12 protein-coding genes are annotated in these 13,005 nt (G+C 63.4%); 9 read left to right on the forward strand and 3 right to left on the reverse strand.

Annotated features, from left to right (window positions below):
- Positions 1 to 9 precede the first annotated feature (9 nt).
- Together ACBG85_RS08275 and ACBG85_RS08280 are read left to right on the forward strand one after the other, a co-directional pair.
- Positions 10 to 1,668, forward strand: a complete 1,659-nt coding sequence (locus tag ACBG85_RS08275; protein WP_372027051.1) for an ABC transporter substrate-binding protein — start codon at positions 10 to 12, stop codon at positions 1,666 to 1,668.
- Positions 1,665 to 2,540 carry a TIGR03619 family F420-dependent LLM class oxidoreductase gene (locus tag ACBG85_RS08280; RefSeq protein ID WP_081557560.1) on the forward strand — a complete coding sequence of 292 codons (876 nt, stop codon included), beginning with the start codon at positions 1,665 to 1,667 and terminating at the stop codon, positions 2,538 to 2,540. The genes ACBG85_RS08275 and ACBG85_RS08280 overlap by 4 nt, the downstream gene beginning before the upstream one ends.
- On the opposite strand, the gene ACBG85_RS08285 is transcribed toward ACBG85_RS08280, so the two are convergent.
- Positions 2,531 to 3,091 (reverse strand): TetR family transcriptional regulator, encoded by a 561-nt coding sequence (locus tag ACBG85_RS08285; RefSeq protein WP_007735287.1) that lies wholly within the window; start codon positions 3,089 to 3,091, stop codon positions 2,531 to 2,533. The two genes, ACBG85_RS08280 and ACBG85_RS08285, sit on opposite strands and share 10 nt — an antisense overlap.
- A 131-nt stretch (positions 3,092 to 3,222) precedes the next feature.
- Here ACBG85_RS08285 and ACBG85_RS08290 point away from each other — a divergent pair, with 131 nt between their 5' ends.
- Positions 3,223 to 4,239: an ABC transporter permease gene (locus ACBG85_RS08290; RefSeq protein ID WP_003941940.1), complete on the forward strand. Its 1,017-nt coding sequence runs from the start codon at positions 3,223 to 3,225 to the stop codon at positions 4,237 to 4,239.
- Positions 4,240 to 4,279: 40 nt separating this feature from the next.
- On the opposite strand, the gene ACBG85_RS08295 is transcribed toward ACBG85_RS08290, so the two are convergent.
- Both ACBG85_RS08295 and ACBG85_RS08300 read right to left on the reverse strand, forming a co-directional pair.
- A complete protein-coding gene (locus ACBG85_RS08295; protein WP_024487810.1) occupies positions 4,280 to 6,211 on the reverse strand; it encodes an acyl-CoA dehydrogenase in 1,932 nt (643 codons plus the stop codon).
- Positions 6,212 to 6,270: 59 nt separating this feature from the next.
- Positions 6,271 to 6,618, reverse strand: a complete 348-nt coding sequence (locus ACBG85_RS08300; RefSeq protein ID WP_007735283.1) for a hypothetical protein — start codon at positions 6,616 to 6,618, stop codon at positions 6,271 to 6,273.
- Positions 6,619 to 6,728: 110 nt separating this feature from the next.
- Here ACBG85_RS08300 and hemL point away from each other — a divergent pair, with 110 nt between their 5' ends.
- The 6 genes from hemL (at position 6,729) to ccsB (ending at position 12,853) form a co-directional block, all read left to right on the forward strand.
- Positions 6,729 to 8,054 (forward strand): glutamate-1-semialdehyde 2,1-aminomutase, encoded by a 1,326-nt coding sequence (gene hemL / locus ACBG85_RS08305; protein WP_064074192.1) that lies wholly within the window; start codon positions 6,729 to 6,731, stop codon positions 8,052 to 8,054.
- A 66-nt stretch (positions 8,055 to 8,120) separates the two neighbouring features.
- Positions 8,121 to 8,780: a histidine phosphatase family protein gene (locus tag ACBG85_RS08310; RefSeq protein WP_003941868.1), complete on the forward strand. Its 660-nt coding sequence runs from the start codon at positions 8,121 to 8,123 to the stop codon at positions 8,778 to 8,780.
- Positions 8,777 to 9,382 carry a TlpA disulfide reductase family protein gene (locus ACBG85_RS08315; protein ID WP_003942071.1) on the forward strand — a complete coding sequence of 202 codons (606 nt, stop codon included), beginning with the start codon at positions 8,777 to 8,779 and terminating at the stop codon, positions 9,380 to 9,382. Before ACBG85_RS08310 ends, ACBG85_RS08315 begins: the two co-directional genes overlap by 4 nt.
- 2 nt (positions 9,383 to 9,384) lie before the next feature.
- Positions 9,385 to 10,233, forward strand: a complete 849-nt coding sequence (locus tag ACBG85_RS08320; protein ID WP_007735278.1) for a cytochrome c biogenesis CcdA family protein — start codon at positions 9,385 to 9,387, stop codon at positions 10,231 to 10,233.
- Entirely contained in the window at positions 10,230 to 11,894 is a 1,665-nt protein-coding gene (locus ACBG85_RS08325; RefSeq protein ID WP_003942064.1) for a cytochrome c biogenesis protein ResB, read from the forward strand. Before ACBG85_RS08320 ends, ACBG85_RS08325 begins: the two co-directional genes overlap by 4 nt.
- A complete protein-coding gene (gene ccsB, locus ACBG85_RS08330; RefSeq protein WP_372027055.1) occupies positions 11,891 to 12,853 on the forward strand; it encodes a c-type cytochrome biogenesis protein CcsB in 963 nt (320 codons plus the stop codon). The genes ACBG85_RS08325 and ccsB overlap by 4 nt, the downstream gene beginning before the upstream one ends.
- Positions 12,854 to 13,005: the final 152 nt, after the last annotated feature.

The following is a 13,005-nucleotide window of genomic DNA, read 5'->3' on the forward strand; positions in this document are numbered from 1 at the left end:
TGGGAACGTATGTACACCAGGAAGATTAGGTTCGGCCCTCGCTTTGTCGCGCTCGGGCTTGCCGGTGCATTGATGTTGGCCGGCTGCGCGTCGAGCAGTGGGGACAACTCGGGATCGGCTTCACCGAGCAGTAGTGGCGCAGCTGGTTTTGTGGGCGCCCCAGATGTGGGGGAGCGGATCGACGGCGGTGTTCTCACCTTCGGGTCCTATTCGTTCCCTTCCTCGTTGGACCCCACGAGAACGCAAGCCGCCGGTTCGACCGGCGGAACCGAAATGGCCGCGATTTACGACACGCTGGTACGGAGCGACTCCACAAACGGGAGCTTCGTGCCACAACTCGCGAAGACACTGTCGAACAACAGCGACTTCACCTCGTACACCGTCACTTTGGCTGACGGCCTCACCTTCAGCGACGGAAGTCCGCTCGACGCGGAAGCGGTGAAGTGGAGTATCGATCGATTCGTGGCAGGCAAGGGTGATGTATCGCAGACCTGGCTCAACATCGTGGATCGGATCGAGACGCCCGACGCCACCACAGTCGAATTCGTGCTCGAGCGGCCCTGGCGTCAATTCCCGGCGCTGTTGTCGCTCGGGCCCGGAATGATCGTTGCGCGAAGTTCAGGGGGAGAGGCAGGGTCGGTTTCAGGAACCGGGGAGAGAGCGTTCACACCGATCGGGGCGGGTCCGTTCACCTTGGCCAAGTTCGCCCCGCACGAAGAACTGGTACTCGCCGCACGCACGGATTATCAGGGCGGTAAACCTCCACTGGACACAGTGCGGTTTGTTCCCACGTCGGGTGCGCAGTCTCAGTACGAATCGTTGAAGAGCGGCCAGATCGACATGACGTACATCCTCCGCGACGAGGCCGTGATCGAACAAGCTCTCGACGACGGATACTCGGGTTACCTCAGTCCGACCGGACAGAACGGGATCGGCACGATCAACAACCGTGAGGGCAAGCCCGGGGCCGATGTTCGCGTCCGTCAGGCGATCGCCTACGGGGTGGATCCGGCGGCGGTCAATACCCGGGCGAACAACGGATTGGGCACCGCCAGTTCCGAACTGGTCCCGCAGACGTCACGTTGGTACAACAACACAGCAGGCATTCCGTTCGATCAGGTGAAGGCAAAGGCGCTGCTCGATCAAGCGAAGTCCGACGGGTTTGACGGGAAACTCCGCTACCTCACCACCTCGGAGCCGAGCCAACAGGCGACGGCACTGACGGTTCAGGCGTCGCTGAACGCGATCGGTTTCGACGTCACCATCGACTACGCGACCGATGTGACCGATCTGGTTCGACGGGTATACAAGGACCACGATTTCGACATGACCAGAGGTGGCGCTCCGGTCGGAGAAGAAGCGCCGTACCTCAATTTGTACAACAGTATGGCCAGTGATTCGAAGAACAACCCGTCCGGCTTCGCGGACCCGGAGATGGACGCGATGATCACAGCTGTGCAGACGGCATCGACGGACGATGCTGTTCGTGAGGCGATCAGCAAGGTGCAGGAGTACGCCAACGTGACTGTGCCTTACGTGATCTGGGGGCCGGCGTCGGTGTTGACCGCATGGGACGGCAATGTTCACGGCGTCGTACGCAACATCACCGACATCATGTTCTTGGGCGGCGCTTGGATCTCGCCCAACGGCGAAACGGTGGAACGATGAAGTGGTCCTTGGCGGGTGCGATGATCGACGCCCTGGAACTGTGCGAGTTGGCGCAGGTCGCCGAAGAGGTGGGGTTCGACGGAATCGCGATGCCGGATTCCGTGTTCTATCCGGAGCAGGTGTCGGCGCCGTACCCGTACACTGCTGACGGGAAGCGGATGTGGGCGCCCGAGACGCCGATGCCTGATCCGTTCATTGCCATGGCGGCGATGGCGGCCGTCACATCGCGAATTCAGTTCTACACCAACGTGTTCAAACTTCCACTGCGCGATCCGCTGTTGACTGCCAAGCAGGTCGCGACAATGGCCGTGATGTCGAGGAACCGCGTCGCTCTCGGCGTCGGTTTGTCCTGGATTCCCGAGGAATTCACCTTCACCGGTACCGAGATGCGCACCCGCGGCGCGCGTACCGACGAAGCCATCGAGATCATCAAGGCGGTGTGTGCGGGACGTGGGCCGGAATGGGTCGAATACCACGGCAAGCACTACGATTTCGACGCTCTGATGATCAGTCCTGCTCCGGAGATTCCGGTTCCGATCTACATCGGTGGGCACAGCGAACCGGGGTTGCGTCGTGCAGCCAGGCTGGCCGACGGTTGGATGTCGGTGAACACGACCAAAGCCGAATTAGCCTGCGCCATCGATCGTCTCACGGAATTGCGGGTCGAGTACGGTCGTGCCGATGTTCCTTTCGGCGTCAACGTCTCGCCGACGGATGTTCGTGATCTGGACGGATATCGCGAACTCGAGACTCTCGGAGTCACGGAAATCAGAGTTTTGCCCTGGTATCACTACGGAGTTGACTCCGGTGATCGTCAGGGACGACTCGACTCCGTTCGGCGGTTTGCCGAGGAGGTCATCGCTCAGTACTGATCGATCAGCGTCTGCATCGCCCGGCCGTAGAGTTTTGCCAACTCGTCGCGATCTGCGGACTGGGGGATACTCTCGTCGCTGAGGACGCTCAACAGCCCGGACACCTGGGCGGAGACCAGGAGTGCGCGGGTGTACGCGTCTTCGCCGTCTAGACGAGCGGCGAGATTGGTGGCGAATACTCCGGTCATGTCTCGGAGTCGCTCCCGGATGCGTGGACTGTCCGACGCTCGCATGAGCGCTGTGTACACCGACAGCATCCGGGCGTCGGCCTTGCCCAGGACGAAGGCGGCGATTCGCTCACCGAGGGTGTCGAGTGGGCCGTCGAACTGGCCTTCGAAGTAGTCCGCAACCGGCGTGGTTTCCAGGAACAGTGCTTCTTTGGACCCGAAATGCCGGATGACCAGGGCCGGATCGATTCCGGCAACTTTGGCGATGGCGCGAACTGACGTGCCGCCGAACCCGTGCTCGCCGAACAGTTGGAACGCCGCCGCGCGAATCGCCTCGGATGTCGAGGGGTGCTCCTGCTCTGGCGTGTGCCTCGTGGGTGTCACGACATCGACCTCTGTGCTCGCTCGCCGACCGCGTTGTCAACGGCGTTGACTATAACGTGTCAACGGTGTTGACTGTTGAGTCTGTCAACGGTGTTGACAGCTAGATGCGGTTAGTGAAGAGAGCGTGGAATATGACAGATACCGACGTCCGAGTACCCAGCGAAGAAGTTGTCGATCCGCCGACCAATTGGAAGATGGTGGGCAGTGGACTCGCATTTCCGTTGTTCTTCGTCATCATGTTCTGCCTGTGCTACGTCAGCGCCTTCCATTCGCCGACGCCGAATCAGGCACCGATCGTGGTGGTCGGGTCGCCGTCCGTCACGGCCCCGCTGATCGACGGAATCCAGGCTTCGTCGGGTGACAAGTTCGACATCGTTGCCACAGCCAACGCCGCCGACGCACTCTCTCGGATCGACAACCGCGATGCGATCGGCGCCATCGAGATCGGTGACACCGTGACCGCACATATCGCCACCGGCGCGGGCGCCTCGACGGTTTCCGTGGTGAGCAGCTTGGCGCATTCGGTTGCGGAGCAGACGGGGCAGCAGGTCACGGTGATCGACTCGGCGCCTGTCACGGCGCGAGACTCCTCGACCGTCGGACTCTTCTACTTCCTGATCGTCTGCACCCTCGGTGGCTACCTGACCATCACGGTGCTCAGTCAGGTTGCGCCGAGAATGCGGTTGCGAGAGCAGTATTCGATCCTGGCCGGTGCGGCGATACTCACCCCGCTCATAGCCTTCGGCATCACCAGCATCTTCATGCACGCCTTCGGGGCGTCGTTCGGCCAGATCCTGCAACTGCTGGGAATCTCGATGGTTTACACGTTCACCGTCGGTGCGGTGAGCATTCTGCTCAATCGACTGCTCGGCCAAGCCGCGATCTTCGCGGTGCTGACGGTGCTCGTTTTCATCAACTTCCCGAGTTCGGGTGGTGCCATTCCGGTGTCGTTCCTGCCCGGATTCTGGCAGCACATCCATTCGTTCTGGCTCGGATCGGCAGCCATGGAGCCCATCCGCTCCGTCATCTACTTCAGTGGCAACGGCGCCGGACCGCACCTGCTCGTTCTGGGGATCTGGCTGGTCGCGGCACTCGGCCTGACCGGACTGCTCGCCTCTCGCCAGTCGAAAAAGGCAGCAGCGCACTGAGTGCGGTGGGGCCGGCGATTGCCGACCCCACCCGAACCCTTTACTTCAGCCGTACCGCGTCGGTGCCCGGTCCGTCGAGCATCGCGGACCCCAGCAGGATGTCCGGAATGCCGAACCCGTCGATCAGTGTCTCGACGTGGGGGCGCAGGGTGCGGCAACGCTCGTTGATTCCGCGCGTCACGGCCTTCGAACGCTCCACCGACAGATGCCGGTGCTCCATGAACCAGGCCTTGTCCTCTTCGATCACGGACAGTGCGTAGAGATCGCACACCTCGCCGAAGAGTTCCTTTGCGGTCTCGTCCTCACACGAGTCGATGCCGGCGACGAATGCTTCCAGGATGACGCGCTCGATGTGCGCCTGAGCGGCTTTGAGTACGTGGTCCTGCACGAAGTTGAACGCGTCGAACGGGTTCTCCTCGCGCTTCTGCGCTGCCTGCAATCGCCTTGCCGCAGTGGCGAGTAGGTACTCTTCGCGGTCTTCGAACATCTTCATCTGGGTGCCGCGATTGAAGAGGCTGCCGTCCTCTTCGTTGTCCTGGCGAGTGTCGACGATCGTCTGCAGGATCTGCTGCGCTGCCGTGCGTTTCTTGACCACGTCGGAGACCGTCGTAGCGGCGAAGCGCATCCAGTCGACCGGGCTCATGCCGCGGACTTCGTCGGCGTAGGAGGTGAGGAGTTCTTTTGCGACCAACTGCGTCAGAACGTGGTTGTCACCCTCGAACGTGGTGAAGACGTCGGTGTCCGCCTTGAGTGCGGTGAGGCGGTTCTCGGCGAGATAGCCTGCGCCGCCGCAGGCTTCGCGTGCCTCCTGGATGGCCCGAGTGGCATGCCAGGTGTTGGCGGCCTTGAGTCCGGCGGCGCGACCTTCGAGTTCGCGCTGCTCCTGCGGATCCGGGTCGTCGCTGCTCTGGATGTCGTGCATCGCGGCTACGAGTTCGTTCTGTGCGAACTGCAGAGCGTACGAGCGGGCGATCAACGGCAGCAGACGCTTCTGGTGGACGAGGTAGTCCATGATCAGGACTTCGTCGTCACTCTTCGGAGCACTGAACTGCCTGCGCTGCAGGGCGTATCGACCGGCGATGGCCAATCCGACGCGGGCGGCCGCTGCCGCGGAACCACCGACGGTGACACGTCCACGAACCAGTGTGCCGACCATCGTGAAGAAACGACGGTTCGGGTTCTCGATCGCCGAGCTGTACGTGCCGTCCTCGGCGACGTCGGCGTAACGGTTGAGTAGATTCTCACGCGGGATGCGGACCTGGTCGAAGACGATGCGGCCGTTGTCGACTCCGGGCAGTCCACCCTTGAGCCCGCAGTCGGACGTCGTGACGCCGGGGAGGTCGTTGCCGGCGTCGTCACGAATCGGCACGACAAAGCAGTGGACGCCCTGACTTTCGCCTCCGGTGATCAGCTGTGCGAACACCGCTGCGACGGTGGCGTGCTGGGCAGCGCCGCCGATGTAGTCCTTGCGAGAGGACGGAGTGGGGGAGTTGACGACGAACTCGCCCGTCTCGACGTCGTAGGTCGCCGTGGTTTCGAGTTCCTGGACGTCGCTGCCGTGACCGGTCTCGGTCATCGCAAAGCAACCGAGCAGGTCCAGATCGATCAGCGGCTTGACGTACGCCTGGTGGTGACGCTCGGTGCCGAGGTTTTCGATGGCGCCGCCGAACAGACCCCACTGGACGCCGGCCTTGACCATCAGTGAGAGGTCGGACATCGCGAGCATCTCGATGCTGGTGACGGCGCCACCCGCGTCGCCCGTTCCGCCGTGAGAGACCGCGAAACCGTTTGCGGCGTACCCGAGATCGGCGAGGACCCGCATCTGTTCGAGAGCCTTGGAGCGCGCAATGGCGGTGTTGGGTGTGTAGTGCGGAGCAAAACGTTCGTCGTTCAATTCGCCGCGAACGCGCTCACGCACCTCCCGCCAGCGTCCGTCGAGTGTTGTCCTGAGGTGGTCCGCTGTGGTGGCCATGGAACCGACGATAGCGCGTAGCGCACCGCGGGCAACCCGGTTCGATCCCAACCTCACATTCAGCAGGAGCCCGCGGCACCCGCTTCGATTCCTTGGCGGAAGAGTTCCTTCTCGCTCTCGGACATAGCCTGGTACGAAGGGTCGTTCTCGACGATCTTCAGGAAGTCGGCGCCCGCCGTCTGGGTCGACGTGTCGCCGCTCTGAACACGCTGCTGAACGTAGACGGACACCGCCGAACACCCGCCGAGAAACGCGGGGTCGGTGCTCGTCGCCGCGGTGGTTCGAGCCGAGTCGGTGGCACTCGGCGGCGACGAAACTGTCGCCTTGTCGTCGTTCGAAGCGTCCGAACCACACGATGTGAGAAGAATCGCAGCCGAGACCATCAGCGTCGTCAACAGTCGCTTCATGCCCGGAATCGTCTCACGCGGGGCCCGGTTCGACCGGAAAACTCGCCTCGAGCACCGAAGTCCTACACCCTGTCGTTGTCAGATTCGACAGAACTGGGACACTGGAAGCCGTGACTGTGTCTTCCGGTGATCCCGACGTGCATGCAACGAACTCCGCTCGGCTCTTCGAACGTGCCGGCAACGTGATTCCGGGTGGCGTCAACTCGCCCGTCCGCGCGTTCGGTTCGGTCGGCGGAACACCGCGATTCATTCGCGAAGCATCCGGCTACACCCTCACCGACGTCGACGGAAACAACTACGTCGACCTGGTGTCGTCCTGGGGTCCGATGATTCTCGGGCACGCTCACCCGGCAGTCGTCGAAGCCGTTCGCGAAGCAGCCCTCGGAGGTCTCTCCTTCGGTGCGCCGACCGAAGGCGAAGTTGCCCTCGCCGAGGAAATCGTCGCCCGCGTCGCGCCCGTGGAAAAGGTTCGCCTGGTCAACTCCGGAACCGAAGCCACGATGAGCGCAGTCCGCCTCGCCCGCGGATTCACCGGGCGGACCAAGATCGTCAAGTTCTCCGGTTGCTACCACGGCCACGTCGACGCCCTTCTCGCCGACGCCGGATCCGGCCTCGCGACGTTCGGGCTGCCGACCTCTCCCGGCGTGACCGGCGCTCAAGCAGAAGACACCATCGTCGTGCGCTACAACGATCTCGACGCGGTGGCCGCGGCGTTCGAGGCCAATCCCGGGGCCATCGCGTGTGTCATCACCGAAGCTGCCGCCGGAAACATGGGCGCCGTCGCACCGCTTCCCGGTTTCAACGAGGGTCTGCGTCGTCTCACCCGTGAGCACGGCGCACTCCTGATCATGGACGAGGTGATGACCGGATTCCGCGTCAGTGCCTCGGGTTGGTACGGCATCGACAACGTCGCAGGCGACCTCTACACCTTCGGCAAGGTCATGAGCGGCGGCCTGCCCGCCGCAGCATTCGGCGGCCGCGCCGACATCATGGGCCACCTCGCACCGGACGGTCCCGTCTACCAGGCAGGCACCCTCTCGGGTAACCCCGTAGCCGTCGCCGCCGGACTCGCGAGCCTGCGCGCCGCCGACGCCGAGGTGTACGCCAAGCTCGGCCGGAACGCGACCGCCCTCGGCGACCTCATGACCCAAGCACTCACCGCCGAAGGCGTCGAACACCGAGTGCAGTACGCAGGCACCTTGGTGAGCGTGTTCTTCACCGAGAACACGGTGACCAACTACGACGAAGCCAAAGCCGCGCAGACCTGGCGATTCCCCGCCTTCTTCCACGCACTGCTCTCCCGCGGCGTGTACCCGCCGCCGAGCGCGTTCGAAGCGTGGTTCGTCTCCGCAGCACTCGACGATCGAGCCTTCTCGATCATCGCCGACGCCATGCCGCACGCAGCCAAGGCCGCAGCTGCTGCCGTCAAGCCCTGACCAGTTCCCATTCCAGAACACCCGCACGCTTCCGACATCCATCATCTTCAGCGAGGACCCTCGACTGTGACCGACGCCGATCACCCCGACCACACGTCCACCCGCACCATCGTCCACGTCCTGCGCCACGGCGAAGTACACAACCCGCGCGGGATCCTCTACGGACGGCTCCCGGGCTTCCGGTTGTCGGTGGCGGGCGAAGCTCAGGCTCGTGCGGTCGCGTCGGTGCTCGCCGATCACGACATCACCCACGTGGTCGCGTCGCCGCTGCAGCGGGCGCAAGAGACCGCGACTCCGATCGCCGAGGCACACAAGCTCGACATCGTCACGGACGAAAACCTGATCGAGGCAGGCAACGAGTTCGAGGGTCTCAAGGTTGCCGTCGGGGACGGTGCGCTCTCGCGTCCGCGTCACTGGTGGAAACTGCGTGACCCGTTCACCCCGTCCTGGGGCGAGCCCTACCTGCAGATCGCGCATCGCATGCTCGCAGCCGTCAATGCCGCACGCGTCGCGGCAGTCGGACACGAAGCCGTCGTCGTCAGCCATCAGCTTCCGGTCTGGACTCTGCGTCGATTCCTGCAGGGTGAGCGTCTGTGGCACGATCCCCGTCACCGTCAGTGTGGACTGGCGTCGTTGACGTCACTGGTCTACGAAGGCGACACCCTGGTCGACATCGTCTACTCCGAACCTGCCGGCGCCTCCGACCCGAGAGTGACAGGAGCATGATTTCGCGCCGCATCGCCGCAGCATTCGCAGCCGCTGCGTCGGCGATGCTTCTTCTCTCGTCCTGCGCGACCGGCGACGACGCCGTCGCACAGGGCGGAACTTTCGACTTCGTCTCACCGGGCGGACAAACCAAGATCTTCTACGATCCGCCGTCCGACCGAGGCACCATCGGCAAGCTCTCCGGGCCCGATCTGATGAACGAAGGTCAGAAGGTCGGTGTCGACGACTTCGAGGGCAAGGTCGTCGTCCTCAACGTCTGGGGTCAGTGGTGCGGACCGTGCCGTGCCGAAGCCGACGATCTGGAACAGGTCTACGAGCAGACCAAGGATTCGGGCGTGCAGTTCCTCGGCATCAACGTCCGCGACGACACCAAGAACAAAGCGCAGGACTTCGTGGTCGACAACAAGGTCTCGTACCCGTCGATCTACGACCCGTCGATGCGTTCGCTGATCGCCCTCGGTGACGGCTACCCCACGTCGGTCATTCCGACGACGATCGTGCTGGACCGCCAGCATCGCGTCGCCGCGGTGTTCCTCCAAGAACTTCTCGCCGAGGATTTACTGCCCGTCGTCCAGCGAGTAGCTCAGGAAGACGCGCAGTAAAGATGACAACCACGACCACTACGCTGCTGGCCGGCAGCGACACATTGAGTGCCGGTGTGGGCGAAGCGTTTCAGAACGCGGCGTCGTCCGGTCCGCTTCTGCTCGCCCTCGGCGCCTGTGTGCTCGCCGGTCTGGTGTCGTTCGCTTCACCGTGCGTCGTGCCGCTCGTTCCCGGCTACCTGTCCTACCTGGCCGGCGTCGTCGGTGCCGACGCTCCCGCGATCACCGCCGAAGAGGCGAAGACGCGGACGATCACCCGGAGCAGTCGACTGAGGGTGGCCGGTGCGGCCGGACTGTTCGTCGCGGGCTTCACCGTTGTGTTCGTCCTCGCGACCGCGTCGGTATTCGGCGTGATCTCCACGCTGCTCGTCAACCGCGAGGTCCTGATGCGAGTGGGCGGTGTCGTCACCATCGCAATGGGTCTCGTCTTCATCGGGCTGATTCCGGCGCTGCAGAAGGACGTTCGTTTCGAACCGCGTCGCGTGTCGTCACTGGTGGGTGCGCCGCTGCTCGGGGGAGTGTTCGCTCTGGGCTGGACGCCGTGCCTCGGTCCGACATTGGCAGGCGTGATGTCCGTAGCGGCGGGAACCGACGGGATGACCGCCGCGCGTGGTGTCACGTTGATCGTCGCGTACTGCATCGGACTCGGCCTGCCGTTCATCATCTTGGCGCTGGGATCGGCGCGCGCGCTGACCGGCGTCGGCTGGTTGCGTCGTAATGCACGCACCATTCAAATTTTCGGCGGAATCATGTTGGTGGCAGTGGGAATCGCCCTCGTCACCGGCGCGTGGGACCAGTTCGTCGGCTGGGTTCGCGACGCATTTATCTCGGAGGTGACGCTGCCGATATGACAGCTGACGACAATAACGACCACCCGAAACCCGTGCTGCCGAAGCAGTCGGTGATCGGTCGAGTCGTTGCACTCGGGCGCAACACCTGGCGCGGGCTCACCTCGATGCGGACCGCGCTGGTACTGCTGTTCCTCCTCGCGCTCGCTGCGATCCCCGGCGCCCTGCTGCCACAGCGAACCCTCAACGAGGGCAAGGTCACCGACTACATCGCCGCGCGTCCGACGCTCGGTCCGTGGATGGACCGCCTCGAATTGTTCGACGTGTTCAGCAGTTTCTGGTTCACCGCGATCTACGCATTGCTCTTCATCTCGCTGGTCGGCTGCATCCTGCCGCGTTGCGTGGAGCACGCGAAGGCGCTGCGCACCCGTCCGGTGAATGCGCCGCGCAATCTTGCTCGCCTGCCGCACCACACCAAGAGCGTCGTGGACGGCGAGACTCCCGACGAACTTGCTGCCCGGGTGTCGAAAGAACTGCGCGGGTGGCGCGTCGAAACGCGTCGCGGCGATTCGAAATCACGACGCGAAGGCGAGATCACCATCTCGGCGGAGAAGGGATACCTCCGCGAGTTCGGCAACCTCGTGTTCCACCTCTCGCTGGTCGGATTGTTGATCGCGATCGCCGCGGGCAAATTGTTCGGCTACGAGGGCAATCGCATCGTCATCGCCAACGACGGCCCCGGGTTCTGCACGACCTCGCCGGCAGTGTTCGACTCCTTCGTCGCCGGTCTGAGCCTCGACGGCACCGGCATGACCCCGCTGTGTGTACGTGTGAAGAATTTCCAGGCCGACTACCTCGAGACCGGTCAGGCCGAGATGTTCACCTCGGACATCTCGTACCAGGCAGGCGACGACCTCGAGTCCGATACCTGGCGGGACACGACCATCCAGGTGAACCACCCACTGCGGATCGCCGGCGATCGTGTGTACCTGCAGGGACACGGATACGCGCCGACGTTCACCGTCACGTTCCCGAACGGTGAGACCCGCACCGAGACGCTCCAGTGGCGTCCGGACGACGCCACGACGTTCCTGAGCAGTGGCGCGATGCGCTTCGACCCGCCGGGCGGCATGTATCCCGATGCGGACGAGCGTCGGAAGAATCAGATTGCCATCGAAGGATTGTTCGCGCCCACCGCGCTGTTCCACGGCAACCTGCTGTCGTCGAGTTACCCGGCGATGAACGATCCGGCAGTCGCCATCGACATCTACAAGGGCGACACCGGACTCGATACCGGTAACCCGCAATCGCTGTTCGAACTCAACACCGAACTGATCAATCAGGGCCGACTGGTCAAGCAGGATCGAGTCAATCTGTTTCCGGGGGAGAGCGCGACGCTTGCCGACGGAACCCAGGTGCGATTCGATGGTGCCGTCGACTTCGTGAACCTGCAGGTCTCCCACGATCCCGCTCAGGTGTGGGTGTTGGTTTCGGCGTTGACCATGATGGCGGGCCTACTCGTCTCGCTCGTGATCAAGCGTCGCCGCGTCTGGGCACGTATCTATCCAGATGACGAACGACGTACTGTAGTAGAACTTGGTGGGCTTGCCCGCACCGACCACGCAGGCTGGGGCGACGAGTTCGACCGCCTCGCCGACCGCTTGCTGAAAAGCAATCCGACCACCGCGGTGAACCAACCGCACGCGCAGGAGAACGCCCGATGACAACGAACGAGACACTCGCGCAGTACAGCGACTGGGCCTTCAAGTCCGCCTTCACCGTGCTCGTGCTGGCGTTTGTGCTGCTCATCGTGCAGTACGCGTCGGCCAGAGCAAAGGCGGTTCAGGACAAGGAACTGGTCTCCGCCGGCGGTGTCGGCGCATCCGTGCCTGGCAGGGTCGCGGAGACTCCGAGCAAGTCGCTCTCGGAACGATTCGGCGGAATGGGCCGAGCTGTCCTGGTCGTCGGAACGGTGCTGATCATCGCGTCGATCGTGCTCCGCGGATTTGCGACGGAACGATTCCCGCTCGGCAACATGTACGAATTCGTGGCGATGGCGTGTGCGGCGTCGTTGCTGGTCGGGCACGTCCTGTTGATCAAGCCGGCGTACCGTCCGATGTGGGTCTTCTTGCTGGTGCCGGTTCTGATCTTGATGTTCCTCGCCGGCACGGTCCTTTACGCCGACGCGGCTCCCGTGGTTCCGGCGCTGCGCTCGTACTGGCTTCCGATTCACGTGACGATCGTCAGCGTCGGTTCCGGAATCTTCATGATCGGCGGTATCGCGAGCCTTCTGTTCCTGCTGCGACTGAAGTTCCCGCCCGGTGACGAAGGCACGAGTATCGGTGGCCGGATCGCAGAGCGACTGCCGGATGCCCAGACTCTCGACCGCTTGGCGTACAAGAGCACGATCATCGCGTTTCCGCTGTTCGGCGCCGGCGTCATCCTCGGTGCCATCTGGGCGGAAGCTGCGTGGGGACGCTTCTGGGGTTGGGATCCGAAGGAGACGATGTCCTTCATCGCCTGGGTGATCTACGCGGCCTACCTGCATGCGAGGGCAACGTCCGGGTGGCGGGAGACGAAGGCCGCCTGGATCAACATCGCCGGTTTTGTTGCGATGCTGTTCAATCTCTTCATCATCAACATGGTCGTCTCCGGCTTGCACTCCTACGCGGGACTCACCTGATCCTCTCGAGGTACCGTGGGTGGCTGCCGACCGGTCTGTAGGTATTACCGGTAGGTACGTCAGGGGCGGGCAACAGTTACGATGCAGCTTGGCGAATTACTAGCTGTCTGGTAGCTGTGGGATCGACGAGGGGGAGCGGCGAGATGGCCGAC

Origin of the sequence: Rhodococcus sp. NyZ502, from assembly GCF_041464245.1 — a bacterium.
Lineage (GTDB): Bacteria > Actinomycetota > Actinomycetes > Mycobacteriales > Mycobacteriaceae > Rhodococcus_F > Rhodococcus_F qingshengii.

Bases quoted from the DNA above. Each gene is read 5' to 3' on its own strand.
- ACBG85_RS08300 (WP_007735283.1), bottom strand. From the start codon at position 6,618: ATGAAGCGACTGTTGACGACGCTGATGGTCTCGGCTGCGATTCTTCTC.
- ACBG85_RS08275 (WP_372027051.1), top strand. From the start codon at position 10: ATGTACACCAGGAAGATTAGGTTCGGCCCTCGCTTTGTCGCGCTCGGG.
- ccsB (WP_372027055.1), top strand. From the start codon at position 11,891: ATGACAACGAACGAGACACTCGCGCAGTACAGCGACTGGGCCTTCAAG.
- ACBG85_RS08280 (WP_081557560.1), top strand. From the start codon at position 1,665: ATGAAGTGGTCCTTGGCGGGTGCGATGATCGACGCCCTGGAACTGTGC.
- ACBG85_RS08295 (WP_024487810.1), bottom strand. From the start codon at position 6,211: ATGGCCACCACAGCGGACCACCTCAGGACAACACTCGACGGACGCTGG.
- ACBG85_RS08290 (WP_003941940.1), top strand. From the start codon at position 3,223: ATGACAGATACCGACGTCCGAGTACCCAGCGAAGAAGTTGTCGATCCG.
- ACBG85_RS08315 (WP_003942071.1), top strand. From the start codon at position 8,777: ATGATTTCGCGCCGCATCGCCGCAGCATTCGCAGCCGCTGCGTCGGCG.
- ACBG85_RS08325 (WP_003942064.1), top strand. From the start codon at position 10,230: ATGACAGCTGACGACAATAACGACCACCCGAAACCCGTGCTGCCGAAG.
- ACBG85_RS08320 (WP_007735278.1), top strand. From the start codon at position 9,385: ATGACAACCACGACCACTACGCTGCTGGCCGGCAGCGACACATTGAGT.